The sequence below is a fragment of the Sulfolobales archaeon genome (genome assembly GCA_038897115.1).
In the GTDB taxonomy this organism is placed as follows: Archaea; Thermoproteota; Thermoprotei_A; order Sulfolobales; family AG1; genus AG1.
In genome coordinates this window covers 1-21,204 of the sequence record JAWAXC010000036.1, presented here as the reverse complement: position 1 = coordinate 21,204, position 21,204 = coordinate 1, and the positions used below count along the sequence as shown (strand labels likewise).

21 protein-coding genes and 1 tRNA gene are annotated in these 21,204 nt (G+C 44.6%); 14 read left to right on the top strand and 8 right to left on the bottom strand.

Going from position 1 to position 21,204, the window contains the following annotated elements:
- On the bottom strand, positions 1–503 hold a 503-nt coding region (locus QXE01_06180; GenBank protein MEM4970822.1), incomplete at its 3' end, for an IS607 family transposase.
- Between the two features lie 21 nt (positions 504–524).
- The gene (locus QXE01_06175) at positions 525–680 is read right to left on the bottom strand and encodes a hypothetical protein (GenBank protein MEM4970821.1); all 156 of its coding nucleotides are present in this window, start codon (positions 678–680) and stop codon (positions 525–527) included.
- A 497-nt stretch (positions 681–1,177) separates the two neighbouring features.
- On the opposite strand from QXE01_06175, the gene QXE01_06170 reads away from it, so the two are divergent.
- The 6 genes from QXE01_06170 to QXE01_06145 are packed head-to-tail and all read left to right on the top strand — an operon-like array spanning position 1,178 to position 5,692.
- On the top strand, positions 1,178–1,621 hold the full coding sequence (locus QXE01_06170; protein MEM4970820.1) for a hypothetical protein: 444 nt from the start codon (positions 1,178–1,180) through the stop codon (positions 1,619–1,621).
- Complete coding sequence (locus tag QXE01_06165; GenBank protein MEM4970819.1) at positions 1,611–2,564, top strand: DUF4350 domain-containing protein; 954 nt, start codon at positions 1,611–1,613, stop codon at positions 2,562–2,564. The genes QXE01_06170 and QXE01_06165 overlap by 11 nt, the downstream gene beginning before the upstream one ends.
- Positions 2,540–3,487, top strand: a complete 948-nt coding sequence (locus tag QXE01_06160; protein MEM4970818.1) for a MoxR family ATPase — start codon at positions 2,540–2,542, stop codon at positions 3,485–3,487. The genes QXE01_06165 and QXE01_06160 overlap by 25 nt, the downstream gene beginning before the upstream one ends.
- Positions 3,484–4,698: a DUF58 domain-containing protein gene (locus QXE01_06155; GenBank protein MEM4970817.1), complete on the top strand. Its 1,215-nt coding sequence runs from the start codon at positions 3,484–3,486 to the stop codon at positions 4,696–4,698. Before QXE01_06160 ends, QXE01_06155 begins: the two co-directional genes overlap by 4 nt.
- The gene (locus tag QXE01_06150) at positions 4,673–5,431 is read left to right on the top strand and encodes a hypothetical protein (GenBank protein ID MEM4970816.1); all 759 of its coding nucleotides are present in this window, start codon (positions 4,673–4,675) and stop codon (positions 5,429–5,431) included. The genes QXE01_06155 and QXE01_06150 overlap by 26 nt, the downstream gene beginning before the upstream one ends.
- 36 nt (positions 5,432–5,467) lie before the next feature.
- A complete protein-coding gene (locus tag QXE01_06145; GenBank protein ID MEM4970815.1) occupies positions 5,468–5,692 on the top strand; it encodes a hypothetical protein in 225 nt (74 codons plus the stop codon).
- Between the two features lie 457 nt (positions 5,693–6,149).
- On the opposite strand, the gene panB is transcribed toward QXE01_06145, so the two are convergent.
- The gene (gene panB, locus QXE01_06140) at positions 6,150–7,040 is read right to left on the bottom strand and encodes a 3-methyl-2-oxobutanoate hydroxymethyltransferase (protein ID MEM4970814.1); all 891 of its coding nucleotides are present in this window, start codon (positions 7,038–7,040) and stop codon (positions 6,150–6,152) included.
- Complete coding sequence (locus tag QXE01_06135) at positions 7,027–7,932, bottom strand: ketopantoate reductase family protein (protein MEM4970813.1); 906 nt, start codon at positions 7,930–7,932, stop codon at positions 7,027–7,029. Before QXE01_06135 ends, panB begins: the two co-directional genes overlap by 14 nt.
- 160 nt (positions 7,933–8,092) lie before the next feature.
- Here QXE01_06135 and QXE01_06130 point away from each other — a divergent pair, with 160 nt between their 5' ends.
- Positions 8,093–9,847, top strand: a complete 1,755-nt coding sequence (locus QXE01_06130; protein MEM4970812.1) for an alpha/beta fold hydrolase — start codon at positions 8,093–8,095, stop codon at positions 9,845–9,847.
- A gap of 6 nt (positions 9,848–9,853) precedes the next feature.
- On the opposite strand, the gene QXE01_06125 is transcribed toward QXE01_06130, so the two are convergent.
- Positions 9,854–11,518 carry a molybdopterin molybdotransferase MoeA gene (locus QXE01_06125; GenBank protein ID MEM4970811.1) on the bottom strand — a complete coding sequence of 555 codons (1,665 nt, stop codon included), beginning with the start codon at positions 11,516–11,518 and terminating at the stop codon, positions 9,854–9,856.
- A 131-nt stretch (positions 11,519–11,649) separates the two neighbouring features.
- Between QXE01_06125 and QXE01_06120 the strand changes: the two genes are divergently transcribed.
- The 3 genes from QXE01_06120 (at position 11,650) to QXE01_06110 (ending at position 14,377) form a co-directional block, all read left to right on the top strand.
- Positions 11,650–12,897 carry a proteasome-activating nucleotidase gene (locus tag QXE01_06120; protein ID MEM4970810.1) on the top strand — a complete coding sequence of 416 codons (1,248 nt, stop codon included), beginning with the start codon at positions 11,650–11,652 and terminating at the stop codon, positions 12,895–12,897.
- A gap of 170 nt (positions 12,898–13,067) precedes the next feature.
- Positions 13,068–13,658: a PUA domain-containing protein gene (locus QXE01_06115; GenBank protein MEM4970809.1), complete on the top strand. Its 591-nt coding sequence runs from the start codon at positions 13,068–13,070 to the stop codon at positions 13,656–13,658.
- Positions 13,634–14,377 carry a PAC2 family protein gene (locus QXE01_06110; protein MEM4970808.1) on the top strand — a complete coding sequence of 248 codons (744 nt, stop codon included), beginning with the start codon at positions 13,634–13,636 and terminating at the stop codon, positions 14,375–14,377. Before QXE01_06115 ends, QXE01_06110 begins: the two co-directional genes overlap by 25 nt.
- A gap of 168 nt (positions 14,378–14,545) precedes the next feature.
- On the opposite strand, the gene QXE01_06105 is transcribed toward QXE01_06110, so the two are convergent.
- Positions 14,546–14,941: a hypothetical protein gene (locus QXE01_06105; GenBank protein MEM4970807.1), complete on the bottom strand. Its 396-nt coding sequence runs from the start codon at positions 14,939–14,941 to the stop codon at positions 14,546–14,548.
- 59 nt (positions 14,942–15,000) lie between these two features.
- Between QXE01_06105 and QXE01_06100 the strand changes: the two genes are divergently transcribed.
- Positions 15,001–15,252 (top strand): hypothetical protein, encoded by a 252-nt coding sequence (locus QXE01_06100; GenBank protein MEM4970806.1) that lies wholly within the window; start codon positions 15,001–15,003, stop codon positions 15,250–15,252.
- A gap of 3 nt (positions 15,253–15,255) precedes the next feature.
- Here the strand turns inward: QXE01_06100 and QXE01_06095 are convergent, their stop codons facing one another.
- Positions 15,256–16,260, bottom strand: coding sequence for an NAD(P)/FAD-dependent oxidoreductase (locus tag QXE01_06095; protein MEM4970805.1), 1,005 nt, complete (start codon positions 16,258–16,260; stop codon positions 15,256–15,258).
- A gap of 83 nt (positions 16,261–16,343) precedes the next feature.
- On the bottom strand, positions 16,344–17,282 hold the full coding sequence (locus QXE01_06090) for an NAD(P)-dependent oxidoreductase (protein MEM4970804.1): 939 nt from the start codon (positions 17,280–17,282) through the stop codon (positions 16,344–16,346).
- A gap of 143 nt (positions 17,283–17,425) precedes the next feature.
- Here QXE01_06090 and QXE01_06085 point away from each other — a divergent pair, with 143 nt between their 5' ends.
- From QXE01_06085 to QXE01_06075, 3 genes are all read left to right on the top strand, one after another.
- Positions 17,426–17,917, top strand: a complete 492-nt coding sequence (locus QXE01_06085) for a DoxX family protein (GenBank protein ID MEM4970803.1) — start codon at positions 17,426–17,428, stop codon at positions 17,915–17,917.
- Positions 17,918–18,259: 342 nt separating this feature from the next.
- Positions 18,260–20,917 carry a S8 family serine peptidase gene (locus QXE01_06080; GenBank protein ID MEM4970802.1) on the top strand — a complete coding sequence of 886 codons (2,658 nt, stop codon included), beginning with the start codon at positions 18,260–18,262 and terminating at the stop codon, positions 20,915–20,917.
- A 209-nt stretch (positions 20,918–21,126) separates the two neighbouring features.
- Positions 21,127–21,204 (top strand) — tRNA-Arg (locus tag QXE01_06075).

Below are 21,204 nucleotides of genomic sequence, written 5' to 3'. Positions count from 1 at the left end.
TGATAAGCATCTTTTGGTTCTTCGCCATAGACAACCTCTATTCTCACATTATACTGCTTGAAGAAGTATTCAAGATACTCAAATCCTAATCGCGTGAGCCTATCCTTATAGGCTACAACTACGACATCTACATGTCTATTAACGATGTAGTCGAGGAGCTTCAGCAGCCCTCTTCGGTTAGTCTTCAACCCGCTGGCTACATCGCTTAGAACATCCACAACTCTATAACCCTTAGCTGAGCAGTACTGAGTTAAATACTCTATCTGCCTCTCCAAATCGCCTTTCTGGTCTGAGGAGCTCACACGAGCATAGATGACTGCTCTGATCTCCTTAGTCTCTACTCCGCTCAATAATCTCCTAATTTCACTCTCTGGGATACGATATTTACCGCCAACTGTTCGTACAGCTCTCACTCTCCCCTCCTTAATCCATCTACGAAGAGTAGTGTAGCTAACACCGAGAAGCCTACAAGCCTCCTTAGGTCTTAGCAAACGCTCACTCATGCTCCCAATAAACATTATTAACTAGCAACATATATAAACTTCTCCTCCAAGCATCAAAAAAGTTTCAGCCCCCTCAAAAACGCCTGATTCTTTCACAATTTCCTCGAGATACCTAGTTATATCTATTATCTCCCTTCTCTTCGAAGTATTTATAACTGCTTCTCTATATATAACCATCTAGCTAAACCCTCTCTAGATCCTCTATAGAGTTTTTAATTATTTCGCTGCTTGCAACTGCTATATTGTAGAGCTATCTCAATCCTAGGATAGTAGTGGTTGCCCGTGCCCACAGTTTTTTCTGTGGGCATGGGTTCACACCACCTGTTTCTCCCCCTCGGCCCGCCTACTGCTCTAGAGGTTCTCTATGTCTCCAGAGCCGTCGGCGAACCTGAGTGCATAGGTTCATAGCCTCGTCCCTCGCCTAAGGCTCATCAGCTCATTGGCATCAACAGATATATAAGTCTCTGATCCTTATATACCAAACAGCCATAATAACCAAGGAAACCTAAAGCAATCACCAAGCCAACAGTCTAGGAATAACTATATTTATTTCCTATGGACTATCGTGTTAGGGGGGTGTAGCGGTTCTTTTAAACACAATCACATATAGATATATACCTATTGAATATTTAACACCTGTTAGGGATGAATATAGCTATAATCTAACGCATCAGATGTATATAACAAATGCCTCTCAAACTTTAAGGGGTTTTCCAGGATCTATAGCTATTAACGCTGCCTCAGTTGTAGCTATAGCTATCTTTATCGGGATCTTAGTGCTTCTCGTACTATATCTGATCTCTATAACTACGCCCCCCAGAATTGCCAGAGAGGCGATCCCAAAGATTAGGGTTGATAAGATAGGTGTCGAAGATCTGCCAAGCTATGTGTATCCCGGTATTAAGAAGATCCTTAGAGAGATATATGTTTCAATTAGAGAGAGGTTTTGCAAAGATTGCACACCGAGAGAGCTAGCCTATAGACGTGCTATACCAAACCAGTTTGCAGATCTATATGAAAGGGTTGTATATGGAGATATATATGAGGAGGGGGTTTTAGAGAGGCTAGCTGAGATGGGCTTTACAGTTAGAGAGAGGCGTGAGGGTGATGGCGGCTAGGGTCATAGCTATATCTTTACTAATAATGATAGTTATAATATTAGGTCTCCAAGATATCGCTATACCGACTATACAGGCATATGATCCCCCATCTATATATAATACCGGTAGAGGGGGCTATAGCGATCTATATGTTCTCCTGAGGAGAATAGGCTTCTCCGTAGATGCTATAGATAGCACATCCCAGATCCAGGGTTTCGATCCTAAGTCATGGATTCTTGTGATGGCAAGCCCTGACAGGGATCTTGGGAAACGCGATGCCGATCTGATCTTGAAATGGATATCGGCCGGAGGCAAGGCCGTGATACTTGATGAGCTAGGTACTGTAAATGAGATCCTATATATGGTGGGGCTTAATATATCAGGATATAGCAGCAATATTGATCTAGCGTCTTGCAGGCTTGGGGATAGGGTCTACGGAGTGGTGTTTAATGTATATAGGGTGATAGATATTAGCGGTAGCCCCAATGCTACTATAATATGTGTGGTGCATGGCATACCCACAGCTGTTGGAATTAGCATTGGAGGTGGTGAGCTCATATTTATAGCGGATTCCAGTATAGTGATCAACGAGGTGCTTGCATCCAGATATAGAGAATCTAATGTAGGGTTCTTTATAGTCCTTCTAGGGAGAAGAAATGTTCTCTTCTATGAGGGAAATAGAGAGATCATACTGCTGAAGACTTCATATATACTTAAAGCCTTCTTAGTAGTTCCAGCTCTGATCATCTATTCCATTAACGCGGCATATTCCGCAGGGCCAATAGCTGTTTCAATGCTTATGATAGGATCCTTTATGATGGCATCCCTATGGCTTATATCATCCCTCGGCATTTACAGATCCGTGGCAAGGCCTAGAGCCCCTAGGGGGAAAAGACACATAGATATAGATAGCATTATGATGAGGGGTGTTGAGAGATGGAGAAGACTGGTGAGAAGATAGCTTTTAGAGAACTATTTAGCAGAGTTATAGAGAATGTATCCAACATAGTTGTTGGGAAGAGACGGGAGATCGAGCTAATACTGGCCACACTACTCTCGGGAGGGCATGTTCTCATAGAAGGTGTTCCAGGTGTTGCTAAAACCCTTATAGCGAGAACCCTAGCCCTATCTCTAGGGCTAGAGTTTAAAAGGATCCAGGGAACCCCTGACATGCTTCCAGGAGATATAATAGGCTTCAACATATATGATCAGAAGAGCGGCTCCTTCATATTTAGAAGGGGCCCTATATTCACAAACATATTATTCGTTGACGAGATAAACAGGATCCCTCCAAAAACACAGAGCGCTCTTCTAGAGGCTATGCAGGAGCTCCAGGTAACTGTTGAAGGCGTCTCATACAGGCTTCCAGAGCCATTCATGGTGATAGCAACTATGAATCCTATAGAGGTTGAGGGCACATTCCCCCTTTCAGAGGCTCAGATAGATAGATTCCTCTCTAAGGTGGAGATAGGGTATCCTGATGTAAACGAGACTGTAGAGATTCTCAGGAGATACGATTCGATCCAGATATATTCTGTAAAACCCGTAGCAACAAGGGAATCTATTCTAGAGGCTATGAAGAATGTTAGAGATGTTAGAGTCGATGAGAATATATTGAAATATATCTCACTAATAGTCCAGACTATAAGGAATAATAGATATGTTAGGCTGGGTCCCTCTCCAAGGGGTGCAATAGCTATATATCTCCTTTCAAGGGCCCTAGCCCTTATAAGGGGTAGAACATATGTAACGCCCGATGATGTAAAGGCATCTGTATACCCAGCTATTGCCCATAGAGTCGTGCTTAGGGATGAGGCGAGGTTAAGCAGGGTTAGCATAAGATCTATTGTTGAGGAGGCGCTCTCAAAGGTGGATATACCGTGAGGATAACCCTTGAAGGTGTATGCTTGATAACAGCAGCGGTCATCTCGCTCCTCTATTCCCTCAGAATATCATCTCTAGAGCTCCTATCTATATCAGCTATAATGCTCCTCATAGTATGGAGAAGCTATAGAGAGGTAAGGGGCTATGTAGATGCTTCTAAACATATAGAGGTGTCGAGGAGAATATCTAGAGCATATGTTGAAGAGGGAGATCGCATAGAGATCTCCATAGAGGTTGGGAATAACTCTGATAGATATATCCAGAGGATAGAGATAGAGGATGTAATCCCAATGCTAGCAAAACCTATTGAAAGCCCAGTAGTCGGGGCTTCTCTTCCACCTAAACACATAGCAGATCTGTCCTATACGCTTGAGCTCACATCACCTGGGAGATATGATTTCTCCACACTCTTCATAAGACTCGAAGACCCCCTAGGGATCTTCGTTGAAGAGATAGCAACAGATATACCGGGCTCCGTAATAGCGATTCCAAGGCCGGCTACATTCAGAGAGATCCTGGGGATAGCTTCTAGAAGCCCTGGCACCTGGATGAGGGGCTATAGCCTTGGAGGACTCTATGACTTCTATGGAGTGCGAGATTACCAGCACGGCGATGATGCTAGGAAGATTATGTGGAGCGCCTATGCAAGAACAGGGAAGCTCCTGGTTAGAGAGGATCTCTCGGAGTCCAGGGGAAGGGTTGTAGTTGTGATAGATATACCAGCAGTATCCTGGGAGCTTGGTGCTCCTCCTAGAAGCGTTGCAGAGGATCTCGCGAGAATCTCTAGAGGTGTGGTGGAAGCAATGGTTAGAAGCTACAATGTTGTAGATGCCATCATATGTGAGGAGTACGCGGCGAGGATTATAAGGAGTATATGGAGCGGTAATAGAGAGGCGATATATACTATCTATTCTAACCTAAAACACTATAGTGGGTGTGAGAGCAGCTATATCCTCTACAACTCCCTCAAATACATGGATATAGGCCCAGCCCACATGGCTATCCTGATAACCTCTCCCCTAGGATTAGCATATTCGGATCCTGAGGAGCTTGTAGAAACCATGGGTATTATGAGTAAGAACATATATGTTATACTCTATAACCCCCAGCCGATCGATTCTATATATTCTAGAGATCTTCTCAAAGAAGCGATATCGATTCTCACATCGATAGGGTGGAGAGTAATTGCTATCCAGGAGATCACTTCATAGAATACTTAGCAGCTGGGATCTTATGGAAGTTGTTATTCTAGCCTCTATCATCATACTAACCTCTATAAGTAGTACAGCATCTATCATACCCAATATATTGCTTATAACATTCATCCTATCCAAATATATATCGAAGCTGGATCTATCTCCAATTGCTTACCTATCATCGATCATTTCTTCAGCACTCCTAGACACAGGATCTATTATACTGATATATATCCTTGGATATCTTTTCCACCTATTACTAAAATATGCATATATAAAGACATCTCCTGAGATGCAGAGATATAAAGCTATTAATATACTAAGAACAGCTGCTATTATCTTCGCATTCTACCCTATATCTATGTATTCAAAGATCTTCTCAAACAATGCACCAGGCTATGACCCATTCCTCCTAGGCGCTCTAGTATCACTCCTACAGGTGCTCTTCGTATATATAATATTAGAAGGGGGCGATCTAACGAATATAACTAGAACTATAATGAATTTATATCATGAAATCATATCCATAGCCCCTCAAATAACGAGGATTATATCTATCTTCATATCCATCATAGGGGCAGCCATATATAGAGAGCCAACCCTGCTCCTAATACTTATAATAGGGATAGCTGCTGAGAAGCTGATTCTTCGTATAGATAAGATCGCTGGGAGTACTTGCTATAGATATCTAAGCCACTGTATAACCCCGGCATCAATGCTTCTATATATAGTCTACCTAGGTCTTTAGAAATATTGGTTAACCAGCAGATCTTAAGTGATAGCGGTGGGCTTTATAATGCTCATAGCTTATTATCCTGGGCGTGGCATGAAGAGCCTCTGGATCTTGGCTCTATCTCTTATATCAACATCCCTGGTATTCATGGCATTATCAATATATCTTATCATGGATAACAGGGTTCTAGCATCCCTATTATCGCTAGCAATAGGCGTGCTAATCCTTGGCAGCGGACTTAGCATTGTAAGAGAATATAGTAACTGCAAACAATAGATCTCTGCTTATAATTAACATCTTGCCCTTTAGGTTAGGATCTAACCTCCTCCAGCCCTAGAGGACAAAATCCTACTATACTATCTATAAGGCCTTGGGGCAGATATTTCTCGAAGCAGTAACATTTGTTGCAATAAATATTCACCACTCTCGCATAGAGCCTCCTACCGCAGAGGTCTAGGATGCAGTTTTAGACCTCGCCACCTAGGTGGAAACACCACTCTTTAGGGGCTGAAACATTTTTGATTGTCTTTAGAAGCTTTCATGTGGGTTCACGGTTAATACTCTTCAGGGCTATTAGCTATGCCGAGGCATATATAAGCTCCGAAGATTATAAATATCTGTGACCCCGGGTTTCCGAGACCCGTGGATGAACCGCGGTGAGGGGGCCTGGGGAGACCGTGAGGAGCCCGAGGGTGGCTAAAACCGCTCTCGGGTGAACGGTAAGGTTTAGCTTCTATGGTGGGGAGGATAATGATGTGTTATCCCCGCTTCTTCTCTCCTTTAACGCTTTCTTTAGCTTCTCCAGCTCTTCAGGATCCATTGACCAGTACATCTCTCTGCCTGGGAAGAGCCCTTCTCTAACCTCTTTAACATATAGCGCTAGGGCGTCTAGCATTAGCTGATATGCTCTTAGATATTGCTTGGCAAATGGTGGTGGTGAGGGATTTAACCCCACCAGATCGTGGAATACAAGGATCTGCCCATCGCAGTGGGGGCCCGAGCCTATGCATATAGTTGGTATGCTAAGCCTCTTGGTGATCTCCTCAGCGATCTCTGATGCAGTATATTCGATCACTATTGAGAAGGCCCCTGCCTCCTCAAGAGCCTTTGACGCCTCTATAATCTCCACAGCCTCCTCAGCCTTTTTACCCCTTATTCTGAGGCCAGTAACAAGGGATCTCTGGGGGTTTAGACCGACATGCCCCATCACCGGGATCCCAGATCTCACCATCGCCTCAACCTTATCAACAACCTCTTCCAGCCCCTCTACCTTAACAGCATCAGCCCCTCGCTTTATTAGCTTACCAGCGTTTCTCACAGCCTCTTCCCTGCTTATCTCGTAGCTCATGAATGGCATATCAGCTACTACAAGGCATCTAGGCCTTGCGTTGAGGACTGCTCTGAGGTGGTGTGCTATCATACCCATTGTGACTGGTATTGTTGAGCTGAAGCCCATAACAACCATTCCAAGGGAATCCCCCACAAGGATGCCATCAACCCCCGCTTCATCTGCTATTCTAGCCTGGTAATAATCATATGCGGTCACCATAACCAATCTATGCCCCCTCCTCTTAGCCTTGACAAAGTCCACCGGGGTTATCTTCTTCCTCTCATCCCTTGTCACACTTGACCCCCTGAATCTCAATTGCCTTAACTAGATAATAGAGAACCTCATTAGCTATTAACCTCATGCCATGCTTAACACCCTCTCGAACTATATAGCCATTTATATAGTCTATCTCGGTACGGCCGCGCTCACAGAGATCCATTAGCATGGATGAGTAGTTATTACCCGTTGCCCTTGCAACCTCTAAAACCTCTTCCAAGGGATCTCTTGGCAGCTTAATCATAAGTACTCTACATAGCTCCTGGATCTCTCTAACCACAGCTTCCGCTAGATATCTTGCCCACTGGTTATCAACGATAACAGAGTTTCTGCTTCTCAGAATAGCTGTTATGGGATTTATAGAGGCGTTAACAGCAAGCTTGAGCCATCTATAGCTATTTATATCATCCACCACCTCTACCTTGAGAATCCTTAGATCTAATGCTATCTCTTCTAAAACGCTGCGGGGAACACCATGGGATCCTATATAGCTAGTTGAACCTCCAACCCATACAACCACATTTTGATCCTTCCTATACGCACCGTGATTGAGAACTAGATGTGCAGCTCTAGCCCTTCCAACAATACCCATAACGGCTTCGTAGGAGCCAATACCGTTTTGGAGGGTAACTACAACAGCTCTTTCTGAAACCCTATTGAGTATAGGGATTAGATGAGGTATATCATATGCCTTTACACATATAACTATTACATCGCTATCGATCCACATATCCGAACCCAGTTCAACAATTTCTCCGTAAACCTCGTGGATATTCCCTAAAGGATCCACTAAGACCCTCTTCAAATTTGATCTAGACCTTGTGACTATATAGGGTATATGGCCTGATATATTAAGAGCATAAGCTACTAACGTCCCTATAGATCCAAAACCTATTATCGAGTATTTCAAAGGTTCCCTAATAAATAGATCTCAATTGAAATAAATTAAATATTTGGACTAAACTTATTAGGATTAAGATCTATTATTCTTAGCTTTCTCAATGATTGCTGAGAAGATGGTTAGCCTTAATATCCCTAGAGTCCAACCTTAGAATGTGAGGTTTGGGATATTGTCATACAGCGAGGTTGTCTCGATAATAGAGGAGATTGTTAGGCTACCTACATATGCTGTTATAGGAATTGCAGGTGGGCGGAGGCTGATCTATTTATCTACACAAGAGGGGTCTTCGGATCTATATTCGCTAGATCTAGAGACGGGCGAGAGGATCAAGATAACCAGCGGTGATAGGATTTTAGGGGCTGCAGCGCACCCCGACTCTAGTGTATTCCCATATATAGTTGATACAACACCTGGGAAGGAGCTATCTACAATTGTCTTCGCAGACTCCTATACAGGTAAGAAGATTCCTGTGGAGGGTTTTAAGCCATCTAGAATAACCGGGCTAGCCTTTGATGGGGAGAAGGCTGCCTTCTCATCTGTGATAGAGGGTGGGAGCGGCATCTGGATCGCAAGGCCTGGAGGCACTGCTGAGCTTATCCACAGAGTTACTAGCTTTATATATGTCTCGAGTGTTAGGAGAGATATGATTGCTGGTGCTGGGTGGTTAGCAGGTGATGCAAGATCTTCGGAGCTATTTCTTCTAAATATATCTAGCAGGAGATTCGAGATCTATACACCTAGGAAGGGCTCGACAAATAGCGCGCCGAGGATAGGTGAGAAGGGGGTTTTATTCGAATCAAACTATGCTGGCCCCCAAAGACTCTATGTACTTGATCCAGGTTCTATGAGGCTAGAGCCTCTCAGAACATCCTATAGAGATCATGTTAGACGTAGAGTAGTTGAGCATGTATACTACGACTGGATGGATGGGGATAAAGCGTGGTTCCTAGGTAAGAGGGATGGTAGGGTATATCTATTTGCGGATGGTAGAGAGATCCCATTGCCCCCAGGCTATAGCGGATCTGCAGCATATTATAAAGCTAAAAACATATTTATACTAGGCAGATCATCGCTGAGATCCCCGCCATCGCTTATAGGTGTTGAGCCAGGAGGCTCAACAAGGGTTCTTGCATCAACTAGGGTCTCTCCGAGGATTGCGAGGAGGATTGGGAGATCGTATTTCGTTAGAATCAGGAGCTTCGATGGTCTCGAGATACCTACCTTTGTTGTGGAGAGTAATGCAGCGCCTAGGCCAGGGCCCACTGTGATCTATGTTCATGGAGGGCCTTGGTGGGAGGTTGCTGATAGATGGGATATCATCATATCATCTCTCGTAGCTAGCGGATACCATGTTGTTGCGCCAAACTTTAGAGGCTCCACAGGATATGGTGAGGAGTTTAGGAGGCTAGATATAGGAGACCCTGGGGGAGGAGATCTACAGGATGTTGTGTACGCGGCTAAATGGGCGAGAGAGGTGGGGCTCGCAAGCAAGATAGCGATCTTTGGATATAGCTATGGAGGCTTCATGAGTGTCTGGGCAACTGTGAGGGAGCCAGATATATGGGACGCAGCTGTGGCTGGAGCATCTGTACCCGATTGGGAGGAGATGTATGAGCTGGGAGACGCATTGTTCAAGCAGTTCGCATTACTTCTATTCGATGGTAAGAGGGAGCTCTGGAAGGAGAGGTCTGCGATAAATTATGCTGAGAGGCTTAAAGCACCTATATGCCTTATACAGCCTCAAAACGATACAAGAACCCCTCTTAGACCTGTGCTAAGATATGCTCAAAGGCTTCTAGAGCTTGGAAAGAGGTTCGAGCTACATGTAATCCCTGATATGGGGCACTATATTGCGGATGTTAGAAGCGCTATGGAGATCCTATTACCCGGCATAATGTTCCTCCACAAAACCCTTTCTAAGTAATGCGTATCAGCTTATCCGCTCCGCACTAAACGCGAGATCGAGATACCCGTCTATAAACATTTCAAAGGCCTGCTCAGGAAACTCTACCGGGATCTCTAGATATCTCTCAACCCCCTCTCTCGATATAAGGCTCTTCACAGCCTCTGAATAGCATGTGCCGTGGGGGAACCCTGGGATCCTATATAGCTTGCTACGCCTATGCACCTCAACCCTGTATTTTTCTAAGGTATTATCTGGTAGAACTCTAACCACAGCCCTTCCCTCCGAGAGATCTATGCGCTCACATATATACACCCTCGCCACAGCCCCTACTTCAAGCCATGATAGGGCCTCCTCTCTCGATGTATATAGCCTAAGCCTATCACCAACTATACCTGTACCCCACAGTATCTCCCCCGCCTCTATAATCCATGCCCTTGGTTTATGGCTGAGGCTTCTAAACTCCACCTCCTCCATAGGTTTCAAAATCCTTTTCTGTGTGTCATATGGTATCTCGATAAATATGTCGGCAAGTGCTAGCCTAGATATCATATAGCTCTCGAGAACCCATGGCAATATAAAAAGCCCTTTCTCCCCCCTTATAAGGATGCTCGGAATATGTGTTAGCCTCCCCTCAGCCCCTCTAACACTTCTTAAAAGCTTTCCACGACCGTTCAAAGGCATTTGGAGCCAATCCTCCTCACCTCTTACCCTACTTAGAAGCTTTGACATTATTGTCTTTATAAGCATGATAACAGAGACAGGGTTTCCAGGAAGCCCAATCACTGGTTTCCCCCTTATAACCCCTAGGGTGAGGGGTTTTCCAGGCTTATACTTGATCCCCCTTATAATAACCCTACCCATTTCCTCAATCGCTCTATATACATAGTCCTCTATACCAGCTGATGTGCCACCCGTTATAAATAGAAGATCGCAGATCTCGAGACCCTTCGTAATAGCCTCCTTTATCTCATCTGCCCTATCCCTTAGAATACCTAGGCTATGTACTTCAAAGCCTTCAGATCTCAGGAGTGCTGAGAGGGCTTCCAAGTTAGACTCATAGATCTTGCCAGGTTCTAACCCGCCTCCAGGTTCTTGAAGCTCGTTGCCTGTAGCAGCGATGCATATCCTAACCCTTCTATACACCTTAACACTTTTTACCCCTGCCGAGGCAATGGCGGATATAATTCTTTCATCAGCCCTCCACCCCCTCTTAGCTATTATAAACCCTCTATGGATATCACTCCCAGGATATGCTATGTTGCTCCCCCTTGGGAGAGGGTTATATATAAATACATAATCGCCAGCTATGGATGTACGCTCATATGGGATTATAAGATCGGTGTTAAGAGGTACATAGGAGCCTGTATCAACAGCATAGCATCCTCCCCTCGGAACTTCTATATTGCTTGCATCCTCTCCAACAGATATCCTACCCAGTAGCTTGAGCTTTGAGGGATTATCTTTTGAAGCACCAGCTATATCATCGTAGATCACAGCGAAGCCGTCAACCAACGATCGTGGGAAGGGGGGTAACGAGATAGGAGCTCTTATATCCTCACAGAGCACCCTGCCATACGCATCTTCTACAGGGACTACTTCGCAGCCAAGCTCTAACGATCCTAGCTCTTTGAGGTATAGCTCGATAGCTTCAAAAGGATCGTGGGAAGCCTCGGCTACAGAGTATTTCAAGGCAACCTCCTAGCATAGATACTATGTTTAAGAGAATATATATCCAACTATATCCAACCTCGTCTCTGAAGCTACTAAGTAGCGTAACATCTTAATAACCTAGTTGGGATAGATTAATCAGTGTGGGCTATATGGTAGAAGAGGAAAGCGAATATGAGGAGCAAAGAGGCTATGAGAGCGGAGGAGACATAGATCTTGAGAGAGATCTAGAGAGATATGTGAGGTATCTGGAGAAGTCAGTTAGAGAGCTTCAGATCGAGAAGAAAACCCTGCTAGATGAGCTCAGCCAATGTAGAATCGAGCTTGAGAAGATGCTACAACCACCTCTGATAGAGGCGACTCTCATAGATCTTCTACCAGATGGGAGAGCTATTGTTAAGAGCTCTACAGGCCCTAACCTAATTGTTAATATAAGCCCTAAGATAGATCCCAAGAGTCTTAAGCCAGGGATCTCTGTGGCGCTTAATAACAGGGGATCAGAGATCGTTGAGGTTCTAGGCTTCAGAGAAGATCCCTTTGTAACAGCTATGAAGCTAGTTGAGAAGCCCAATACGAGATACTCCGATATAGGGGGGTTAGAGGAGCAGATTAGAGAGATAAGGGAGGTTGTAGAGCTCCCCCTCAAAAACCCAGATCTATTTAGGAGGCTTGGGATAGAGCCTCCCAAGGGTGTTCTCCTCTATGGCCCCCCAGGTGTTGGAAAAACCCTTCTTGCAAGAGCCGTTGCTGGAGAAACGAACGCTACCTTTATAAGGCTAGTAGCATCTGAGCTTGCACAGAAATTCATAGGGGAGGGGGCGAGGATTGTGAGGGAGGTATTCGCATTGGCGAGGAAACATGCTCCCTCGATAGTTCTTATAGATGAGATAGATGCTATAGCTGCAAAGAGAATAGATGTTGGGACAAGTGGGGAGAGGGAGATCCATAGGACGTTAACACAGCTATTAGCAGAGCTAGACGGTTTCGACCCTCTAGATAATGTGAAGGTGATCGCAACCACAAATAGAATAGATGTGCTGGATCCAGCGATACTCAGGCCTGGTAGATTCGATAGAATTATATATATACCCCTACCAGATAAAAGGGCTAGAAAGGAGATCTTCAGGGTACATACTAGAAAGTTAAATATTAAGGGAAATCTAGATCTAGACTTACTCGCTGAAATAACAGAGGGAGCTTCAGGTGCAGATATAAAGGCGATATGCACAGAAGCAGGCTATATAGCCATAAGAGCTGGGAGGGACTATATAACACAAGATGATCTTGTAGAGGCGGTGAAAAAGGTTCTAGGGAGAAAGGCTAGGGAGAACATAGCTGGGGAGATCCCGTCAGATGTCAGCACGATACATAAAACTACAGCACTTACACAACATATATAGAGTTATTGACTTATCGGCTAGAGGCTCAAATTTATTAACGATTCATCGCTTACCCTTAATATAAGTCATTCCTCCAAACAAATGTAAAGTCTTCATGCCTCTAACATCATTTCATGGATCTCTATCAACTCCTATAAACCATCTAAAATTGAAACAGCATTGAGAGATCGGTGGCTCTAAGATTTATCGGAATAAAAATCCAGGGCAATAGAGCTATTAGAGCCCTGGCCCTATATATCTTTGGGTTTATAATGGAGTATCTGCTTGTTGAGAAGCCCTCGCAGAGGCTCTTGAGAAGACTAAGAGCTATAGCTGATTATCAGTTCTTCCCAGGTGCTGGTGAGGCCCTTATACCAGATAATTCCAGGGTTCTCGTGTCTAAGAATACTGGGAGGATCAGGGCTGTTCTTGGGGAGGAGGGTGTGATAGCTACTATAAGAGCCTCTGATTATAGGTTTCTCTTAAGATTTATAGGGGGAGCTGCTCTTCATAAAGCATCTAGATTCCCCACTATGAGAGTGGTTGTTGTTGATGAAGTTGCTGATGAGATTAGAAAGGGGGGTAACTTATTTGCGAAACACGTGCTCTATATCGATGAGGATCTCAGACCCTGGGACGAGGTGCTCATAGTAGATGAGTCTGATAGGCTCTGCGGTGTAGGCAGACTCCTTCTATCCCCCAGAGAGATTCTATATTTTACCAAGGGTGTAGCAGCTATCACTAGGGAGGGTGAGTGGTGGAGAGGAAGGGAAGAAGAGTAAGGATTATACTCTCGGAGCCTTTAGACGCTATGAGGAGGAATGGAGAGCTATACCTTGTAACAGGCTTCCCAGGCTTCGGTGCTGTTGGGTATATAGCTACTAAATATATCGTTGAGGCTCTAAAGCTAAAGAGGATAGGCTATGTTATAACTAAGTACATGCCAGATGTAGTATCTATAGAGGGTGAGAGGAGCTTTAGCTTTCCCCACGAGATCTATTCAAAAGAGGGGAGCGGCCTCGTGGTTCTAGTTAACAGTGTTGTGCCAAATATACATGAGAGGATAGAATTTGCGGAAACCATAGTTAGATGGAGTGTTGAGAATAAGATCAGCGAAATACTACTAATCGGAGGTCTCGATCCAAGCGTTAGAAGATCCCAAGAGGATCTCCTTAGATGGACGGGCAATAAGTGGGGTAAAAGGGAGCTTAAAGAGCCTACAATGGATAAAGGCCTAATAATAGTAGGCCCCCTAGCAATAATCCTAATGTTCACAGAGATCCTGGGGCAGCCGGCAACCGTTATCCTACCCTATGCGGAGAGGGAAAGACCAGATCCCAGGGCGGCCTCTGTAGCTGTTAAGAAGATCTCTGAGATCCTTGGTATGGAGATCGATATCCAAGATCTGATAAGACATGCCGAAACCGTCGAGGAGATCGAGAGGAAGATAAGAGAGCACATAGAGATGCCGGAAAAAAGGATCACTGGATATCACATGTAATACAGCATCACCAGCTAAGCATATTCCACAGTATCTCAATACCATAGCACTAGCTACATCGAGATGATATTGATGATAAGGAATAGTCCCTACACAAATAGTGCCAGCTTATATATACTATTAAAATTTACTCTACAGCTGATAATCGCTTCCCAGGCTAAAAGTAGATCATAGGATCCCCGTTATCAATACTTGATCCCCGGCTAAGCTTATAAGCTGTTGTCGGGATGCTATATCATATGTAGACAAAGCTCCTGACCCTGCTATAGGCTCTCTTCTACTGCCTACCGGGGAATCCCTGGGATCGCGGCTTTGCTGCCTCTTCCCTCTATATATATCGAGGATTATCTCTATAAGCGACTCTCTATTAAGCTCCCCTTCTATATATAATACCTCATTCCCTATCCTTATACCCTTTTTAAAAGCTGTAGAAAATAGCTCTGTTGAAGGAGATACATATATCTCGATCCCATACTCCCTTCTTATAGTCCTAGCAACATCCATAACCAGCCTTAGAAACTCGAAGCTCTCATAGTCTATACCCCCTATCACCTCTATATCCACAGAGATCCCTGTTTATATAGGCTTATCCCCTTGTCTGCTTATAAAGATTAGGGTATAATATGATCTGGTTTGCCCATATGAGATCTCCTCTAGGTACTAGCATAAGGATTACCTATACAGCTATTGTTGAGATCGGTAAGAGGGAGGAGATTGAGGCGCTAGCCAAGAATATAGACTATCTAAGGGCTGAGGTTATCTGCGGCCTAGACGTTGATGCTCTCTATAGACTCTCACTACTTGATCCAGATGTTGTTGATATTATGAGGAGCTGTGGTGATGAATGCTGCGCCCTAGTAGTTTCGGCCCAGTAGTTTTTAGATCCTAAGTATCTTGGCTATCAGAGATATAGCCTTGCCAGGCCTCCTAGAGATCATGGTTAGAAGTGTTCTTCCAGATATATTCTCCTCTATATAGTCCCTCAGGATACTATCATCTATCAACTGGGATATAGAGCCCCCACCCTCAATTATCTTAACAGCTATTCTTAGGATCTTCTTCTGGATTTCTATCTGCTTGACTATCCTAGATATGGACCTTGCATAGTTTTCAAGGGGCTTCCTACTCGAGAGGGCTGATGCAAGTGCTATAGCCGATTCTATCCCAGGCCTTATACCCTCTCCAGTTAGCGGGTATACGAGGCCCGCTGCCTCGCCGATTCTATATATATTCTGCGACCCCAGATCTATCTCTGGCTCTATCGTTAAAGGCGCTCCCCTGAGATCCACTATAGACCCCCCTCCAAGCCATCTATCCAGGAATCTATGGAGAGAGGGCACGGGGTTTCTAACACCTATGAAACCACCGCCAACATTTAGATCCTCTCCATGGGGGAATACCCAGTAGAAGCCTGCAACACCCTTTTCATATATGAAATACACTGTCTCAGGATCTATATTCCTTCTATAGCCTCTAACATATGCCCTTATAACATTCACCTTCACCCCCTTACTTGAATATGGCCCCCTCGCATCTACAGAGATCCCGCCATTGATATCTTCAGAGCTCTTGATCCTCTCCCTCATAGAGGAGATCCAGGAGCCCTTATCCACTATATACCACTTTGGACTCGCATAGCTGACCTCCCCTATAACCCTGTCCTCTAGATAGAATGAGAACCTCCTTATCTTGCTCAACACATATTTCTTGCTAACCATAGGGGTATCAACTGGGACAGCCTCGCCACATGCCTTGTAATATCTAGGATGAATATCGATAGCCCTTACCTCTCTACCAAGTGATAGTGCTAGTGCTGTGCCTGATGGGCCTAGACCGAGGATCTTGATCAAATAGCTACCCACTATATATATAGCAACAACCATAATAATACCGCTGATCTTCTAATCTTTAGTAGGCGGGCTTTTAGCTGATGGCTCTTGAGAAGATCCATTATCTGGTAGGGTCCTTAACTCTTCCTCCTTCTAATATTGCTAGTCTCTAAGATCCATTTCACCATCTCCTCAAACCCCTCGTATAGCCTCCTCCTAGGCCTATAGCCGGTAAGATTAGCCATCTTATCGCATGAGAAAACCCTATTTAGAAACACCATATGCCTTCTAATCTCCTTCGGCGCGAGGGCCCTTGCAAGCCAGAGGGGGGTTGGGATTTTAAGAGGGTTTCTCCCAAGGGCTCTAGCCATTGCGTCTATAAAGTCGTTGAAGTTATACGGCTCACACTCGGTTGCGAAGAAATATTCTTTTTCGAGCTCCATAGCTCTTAAAAGGATCTCTGAGAGCTCAGATACCTCGATAGCGGAGATCCTCGCCCTTATCAATGGGGCTATACCTCTCATAATCATCGAGACTAGCCGAACCCACTCGGGATGGGCGTTATAGGCTCCATACACCAGGGTTGGTCTCACTATAACCCATCTCCTAATATTGCTAGCAATAACCCTCTCAGCCTCGGCCTTAGAAATATCAAAGATATTAGCAGGGCTTATACCCTTAAGATGGCTCTCCTCCTCATATATCGTATCGCCTCTAGGGCCTACCACAGTAGCGGCGGAGATATGTATGAAAAGACCTTCATAGTTCTTCAAAATGCTACAGAGCCTCTCGACAAAGCCGAGATTAGCCTCGATAATCTCTCTATCGCTCCCAAAGAACTCACCAACCAAATTATATATAGCCTCTGGCTTCGACGCCTCAAAAGCCTCCCTGGGATCTCTATACTCTATGAGAGAGGCGTTTTCAGCGATAATCCTCCCCAGCCTCTCTCTATAGGCATCTCTAAGCCCTCTATGGGCTACAAAGATCTCGTACCCCTTCCCAGCAAGCCTCTTAACTAGATTAGCGCCTATAAAACCAACACCACCAAATATCAATATCCTCGTGAAAACCACCAGATCTAAATGCTACAGAACTATTGAATATAACTATACATCAATTTACAATGTAAATTTATAGTCAGTTTTGCCATAGGAATCATGGTTAAGCCACATTTAGGCTTATAAGCCAACTTTACATAGTAAAATACGGTGTCTAGATGGTAGATGCATCCCCATATACAGCGATCTTCTCCACTACACAGGATATAACATATATATCCATAGCGGTCTTTTTCTTGAGAATCTTTGTAGGAGCACTATTCATAGTCCATGGACTCCCAAAGCTAGCCGGCCCATGGAGAAAACCTATGAGAGATGGGATGGCACAGCTAGGCATACCAGGACCTCTATTCGATCTTGTAGGTGTGCTTGAGTTTCTCGGAGGACTAGCTCTCATAATAGGTTTTCTAACTAGGATAGCAGCAGCACTCTTAGCCCTTGAGATGATTGGTACAACGATCTTCTATATAGCTAGGCTTTATAATGCACCAATTCCAAGGGGCTATGCAGAGCCCATGTTCAAAGCCACGAAAGGATATATGTTTGGGTGGGAGCTAGACACGGTTCTTTTAGCATCGTGCATAGCATTGGCACTAATAGGGCCAGGAGTCTTCTCATTAGATAGCCTAGTAAGCATTTTTGTAAGGTAGAGCGTATAAGATCGGCTAAAGGGCCTACCTAGCACCAGCATATATCTTTAATTTTTGTATCTGAGTTTCATCTACATCTATTATATTTTTATCTATCTTTATGCAATATATTTCAGATTTCTAAAATCAAGCTTAAAACAGGCTTAAGAGGAATCCTAAAATAGAGTTACTAAACATCATACATGTCTATATCCTTTCAGGGGCATGCTAATTTCTTGAGCTGGATACCCGATCTGCTGTGCCTAGAGGCTTTTAGATATTAAGATAATGCTGATCAGTATTAATAAAATATTTAATATTATGCTATGTTAATTATAGGCTGAGGTGGTATTAGGAATGGATATGTGGCGGCATATCTATATACTCGTAGTGCTCTCCCTCATCCTCGCGGGTGTGTTTAGCGCTTCTGTTGTATCCTCTTATCCACAGGCTGGTGTTGTGATAACCAGTGATAAGGTAGATCCTGAGGTGTTTAAGGAGCTATCTCGATCAGGGTCTGCGAGGGTTTTAATACTGCTCAAAGACTCGCTCTACGATGACATGCCATCTATACACGGGTTAAGGGGGGCTAGTCTTATAAATACCCTTATGATCAATGCTGAGAGATCCCAGGATTCTCTGATCGGGATAATGAGATCTTCTGGGATAAAGATTATTGATAGGCTTTGGCTTGTAAATGCTATAGTCGCTGAGATCGATTCGAGATCTCTGGATACCCTTATAAGTATCCCCAGCATATCAAAGATCGTGCCAGACCGTGTGATCGGGCTTGTAAAGCCTGTTGAGGAGATATACCTTAGCAGAGGCGAGATTTTCAGGCCTCTCGATAATGTAAGTAGATCTATAGTTCAGGCTGATAGAATGGAGGCTATGGGGATCACTGGGAGGGGTGTGAGAGTCGCTATATTAGATACTGGTATACAGGTGGATCATCCATGGCTTATTAGAAATGGCACGAGCGTGGTGGTGGCTGAGTATGATGCAACTAGAACCGGTGTTGTGCATGTATGTGTTTATAGGAATGAGACAGCATCCCATGGAACACATGTGGCGGGGATAATAGCTAGCCAAGATCCTGTGCATAGAGGTGTTGCCCCAGGTGTAGATATATATAATGTGATAGTCTTCAGCCCGCTACTCCAGTGCGAGGGTGCGGCTGCCTCATGGATTATAAGGGGTATTCAGTGGGCTTTGCTAGGCCCTGATGGAAGGCCTGGAACTGGTGATGAGGCCCAGATTATAAGTATGAGCCTGGGAACACTGATCCCACCATGGTTCTCTTACTACTCTGCCCGCTACGATCCCCTAATAACAGCTATATCAAGAGCTGTGGAAGCCGGTGCGGTGGTTGTGATAGCTGCAGGAAATGACGGCCCTGGAGGCTATACAATCAACTATCTATGCCTAGCAAGGGGCGTCATATGTGTTGGTGCTGCCGACACCACGAGGGGGAGCCTATCTAACTCCTCAGTAGCTATATTCTCATCGAGAGGGCCTATACCCTTTGACATACCGTTGCCAGATGTCTCAGCCCCAGGCGTTAGAATCATATCCTCTGTCCCTATAAACAGCACAGCAGCCTTCAGCGGGACCTCGATGGCCACACCACATGTCTCGGGCGTTGCAGCCCTTTTAAAACAGGCCCATCCTGAGTGGTCGCCAGCGGATATTAAAAGGGCTATAGTTGAGTCAGCATCCCCGATACCCCTATCAGATATCTATGAAAACCCCAACCCGCTTGAGCAGGGTACTGGGATGGTGAGGGCTCTAGACGCTCTTAACAATCCTTTAAGAATGATCTTTACTGGAGGCGCTCTAGAGGGTCTTACACAGATCCTTGTTGTACCTCCAGGGGGTAGCGCATCTGCGTCTTTAGCCATATATAATGTTGGCAACTACACCCTCGGGGTTGATATAAGCTCAACAGATCTTGTCAGCTATCTCGGAACAAATGTCATTAGAAAAGCCTCGATCACGATATCTCCTCCAAGCACCTCTATAGGGCCTGGGGGGAGTGCAAGTGTAACGATAACCGTGTCAGTACCGAGTAGAACTCCTCCGGGAACCTATGTAGGCTATATAATTGCATCAGCAGGCTCATATAGTGCTAGGCTCCCAATATCGGTTGTCATCCCAGCGAGCCTTGCTGAGGGTGATATAAGCTACTCGCTAACGATCTCGACTTATATAGGTGCTGGACCGCCTGAGTGGGTTACATATAGACTATATATATCCCAACCAATAGGAGAGCTGGCAATGATAACATCCTATTCGGAGTATCCCCTACCGCTGAGCCTATACATGGTAACACCTTCTAATAAGTTCATAGCGTCTGTTAGCGGAATTAGATTCCCAGAGAGAGGAGAATATATACTGATCATAGAGGTTCCAGGCTATTTCGCCCTCTTCGGAAGAGCTGAGATCTCTATAGATGCTCCGAAAATCTCTAGAGGACTTTCACAGATAGCCAACATCTCGAGAGATCTAGCATTTCTAAGAAGCGATCTAGAATCTATAAATATCTCCACCTATCAGAGGATCTCAAACATAGAGCTCAACATATCATCTATAAACACAGCAATAGACATTCTCAGAGGAGCCCTAGGAGCTCTAAACACATCACTAGGAATCACCACCCAGCAGATAGCTGTTATAAGGGGTAACATAACAGATCTAGCCCAGAGGATAAGCGAGAACACAGCATCAATAGCAAGTGTGAGAAGCTCTCTCCAGGACTTCATAAGCACAGCAGAGAGGAGATTCTCAGGACTAGAGGGAACACTATCAATAGCAATCAACAACATAACATCGCTAAGAAACACCCTAGAAAGATTCCAGCAGAGCACGCAGCAATCCATAGCAGATATCCAGAATACAATAACATCACTATCAAAAGACCTAGATACAACCAGCCTCTACACACAAATAGCATTAGCACTAGGAGTAATAGGCATAGCAATAGGAGGAACCTCCATAGCCCTAGCTAGGAGAAAGAAATAGCTTCCACCCACAATATTGAACTTCTTAAAAGTATAAACTTTTTACTAATACTGCAATTATCACCCACGGACACACCAAGATCACACCAAAACCCATCTAAATCACATAGATCTATATGATCAACGCTACAGAGGCCTATATACTATATAGATCGAGCTCCACAGCAAGGGAAATATTAATACAGATAAAAGAGTTAAAGATATATGGCGGGGCCCGTAGCTCAGCCAGGATAGAGCACCGGCCTTCGGAGCCGGAGGTCCCGGGTTCAAATCCCGGCGGGCCCGCCA

What these genes read in the sequence shown, in the direction of transcription:
- QXE01_06120 (MEM4970810.1), top strand. Translation starts at nt 11,650, where the DNA reads ATGGTAGAAGAGGAAAGCGAATATGAGGAGCAAAGAGGCTATGAGAGC.
- QXE01_06160 (MEM4970818.1), top strand. Translation starts at nt 2,540, where the DNA reads ATGGAGAAGACTGGTGAGAAGATAGCTTTTAGAGAACTATTTAGCAGA.
- QXE01_06095 (MEM4970805.1), bottom strand. Translation starts at nt 16,260, where the DNA reads ATGGTTGTTGCTATATATATAGTGGGTAGCTATTTGATCAAGATCCTC.
- QXE01_06175 (MEM4970821.1), bottom strand. Translation starts at nt 680, where the DNA reads ATGGTTATATATAGAGAAGCAGTTATAAATACTTCGAAGAGAAGGGAG.
- QXE01_06165 (MEM4970819.1), top strand. Translation starts at nt 1,611, where the DNA reads ATGGCGGCTAGGGTCATAGCTATATCTTTACTAATAATGATAGTTATA.
- QXE01_06170 (MEM4970820.1), top strand. Translation starts at nt 1,178, where the DNA reads ATGTATATAACAAATGCCTCTCAAACTTTAAGGGGTTTTCCAGGATCT.
- QXE01_06100 (MEM4970806.1), top strand. Translation starts at nt 15,001, where the DNA reads ATGATCTGGTTTGCCCATATGAGATCTCCTCTAGGTACTAGCATAAGG.
- QXE01_06080 (MEM4970802.1), top strand. Translation starts at nt 18,260, where the DNA reads ATGTGGCGGCATATCTATATACTCGTAGTGCTCTCCCTCATCCTCGCG.
- QXE01_06085 (MEM4970803.1), top strand. Translation starts at nt 17,426, where the DNA reads ATGGTAGATGCATCCCCATATACAGCGATCTTCTCCACTACACAGGAT.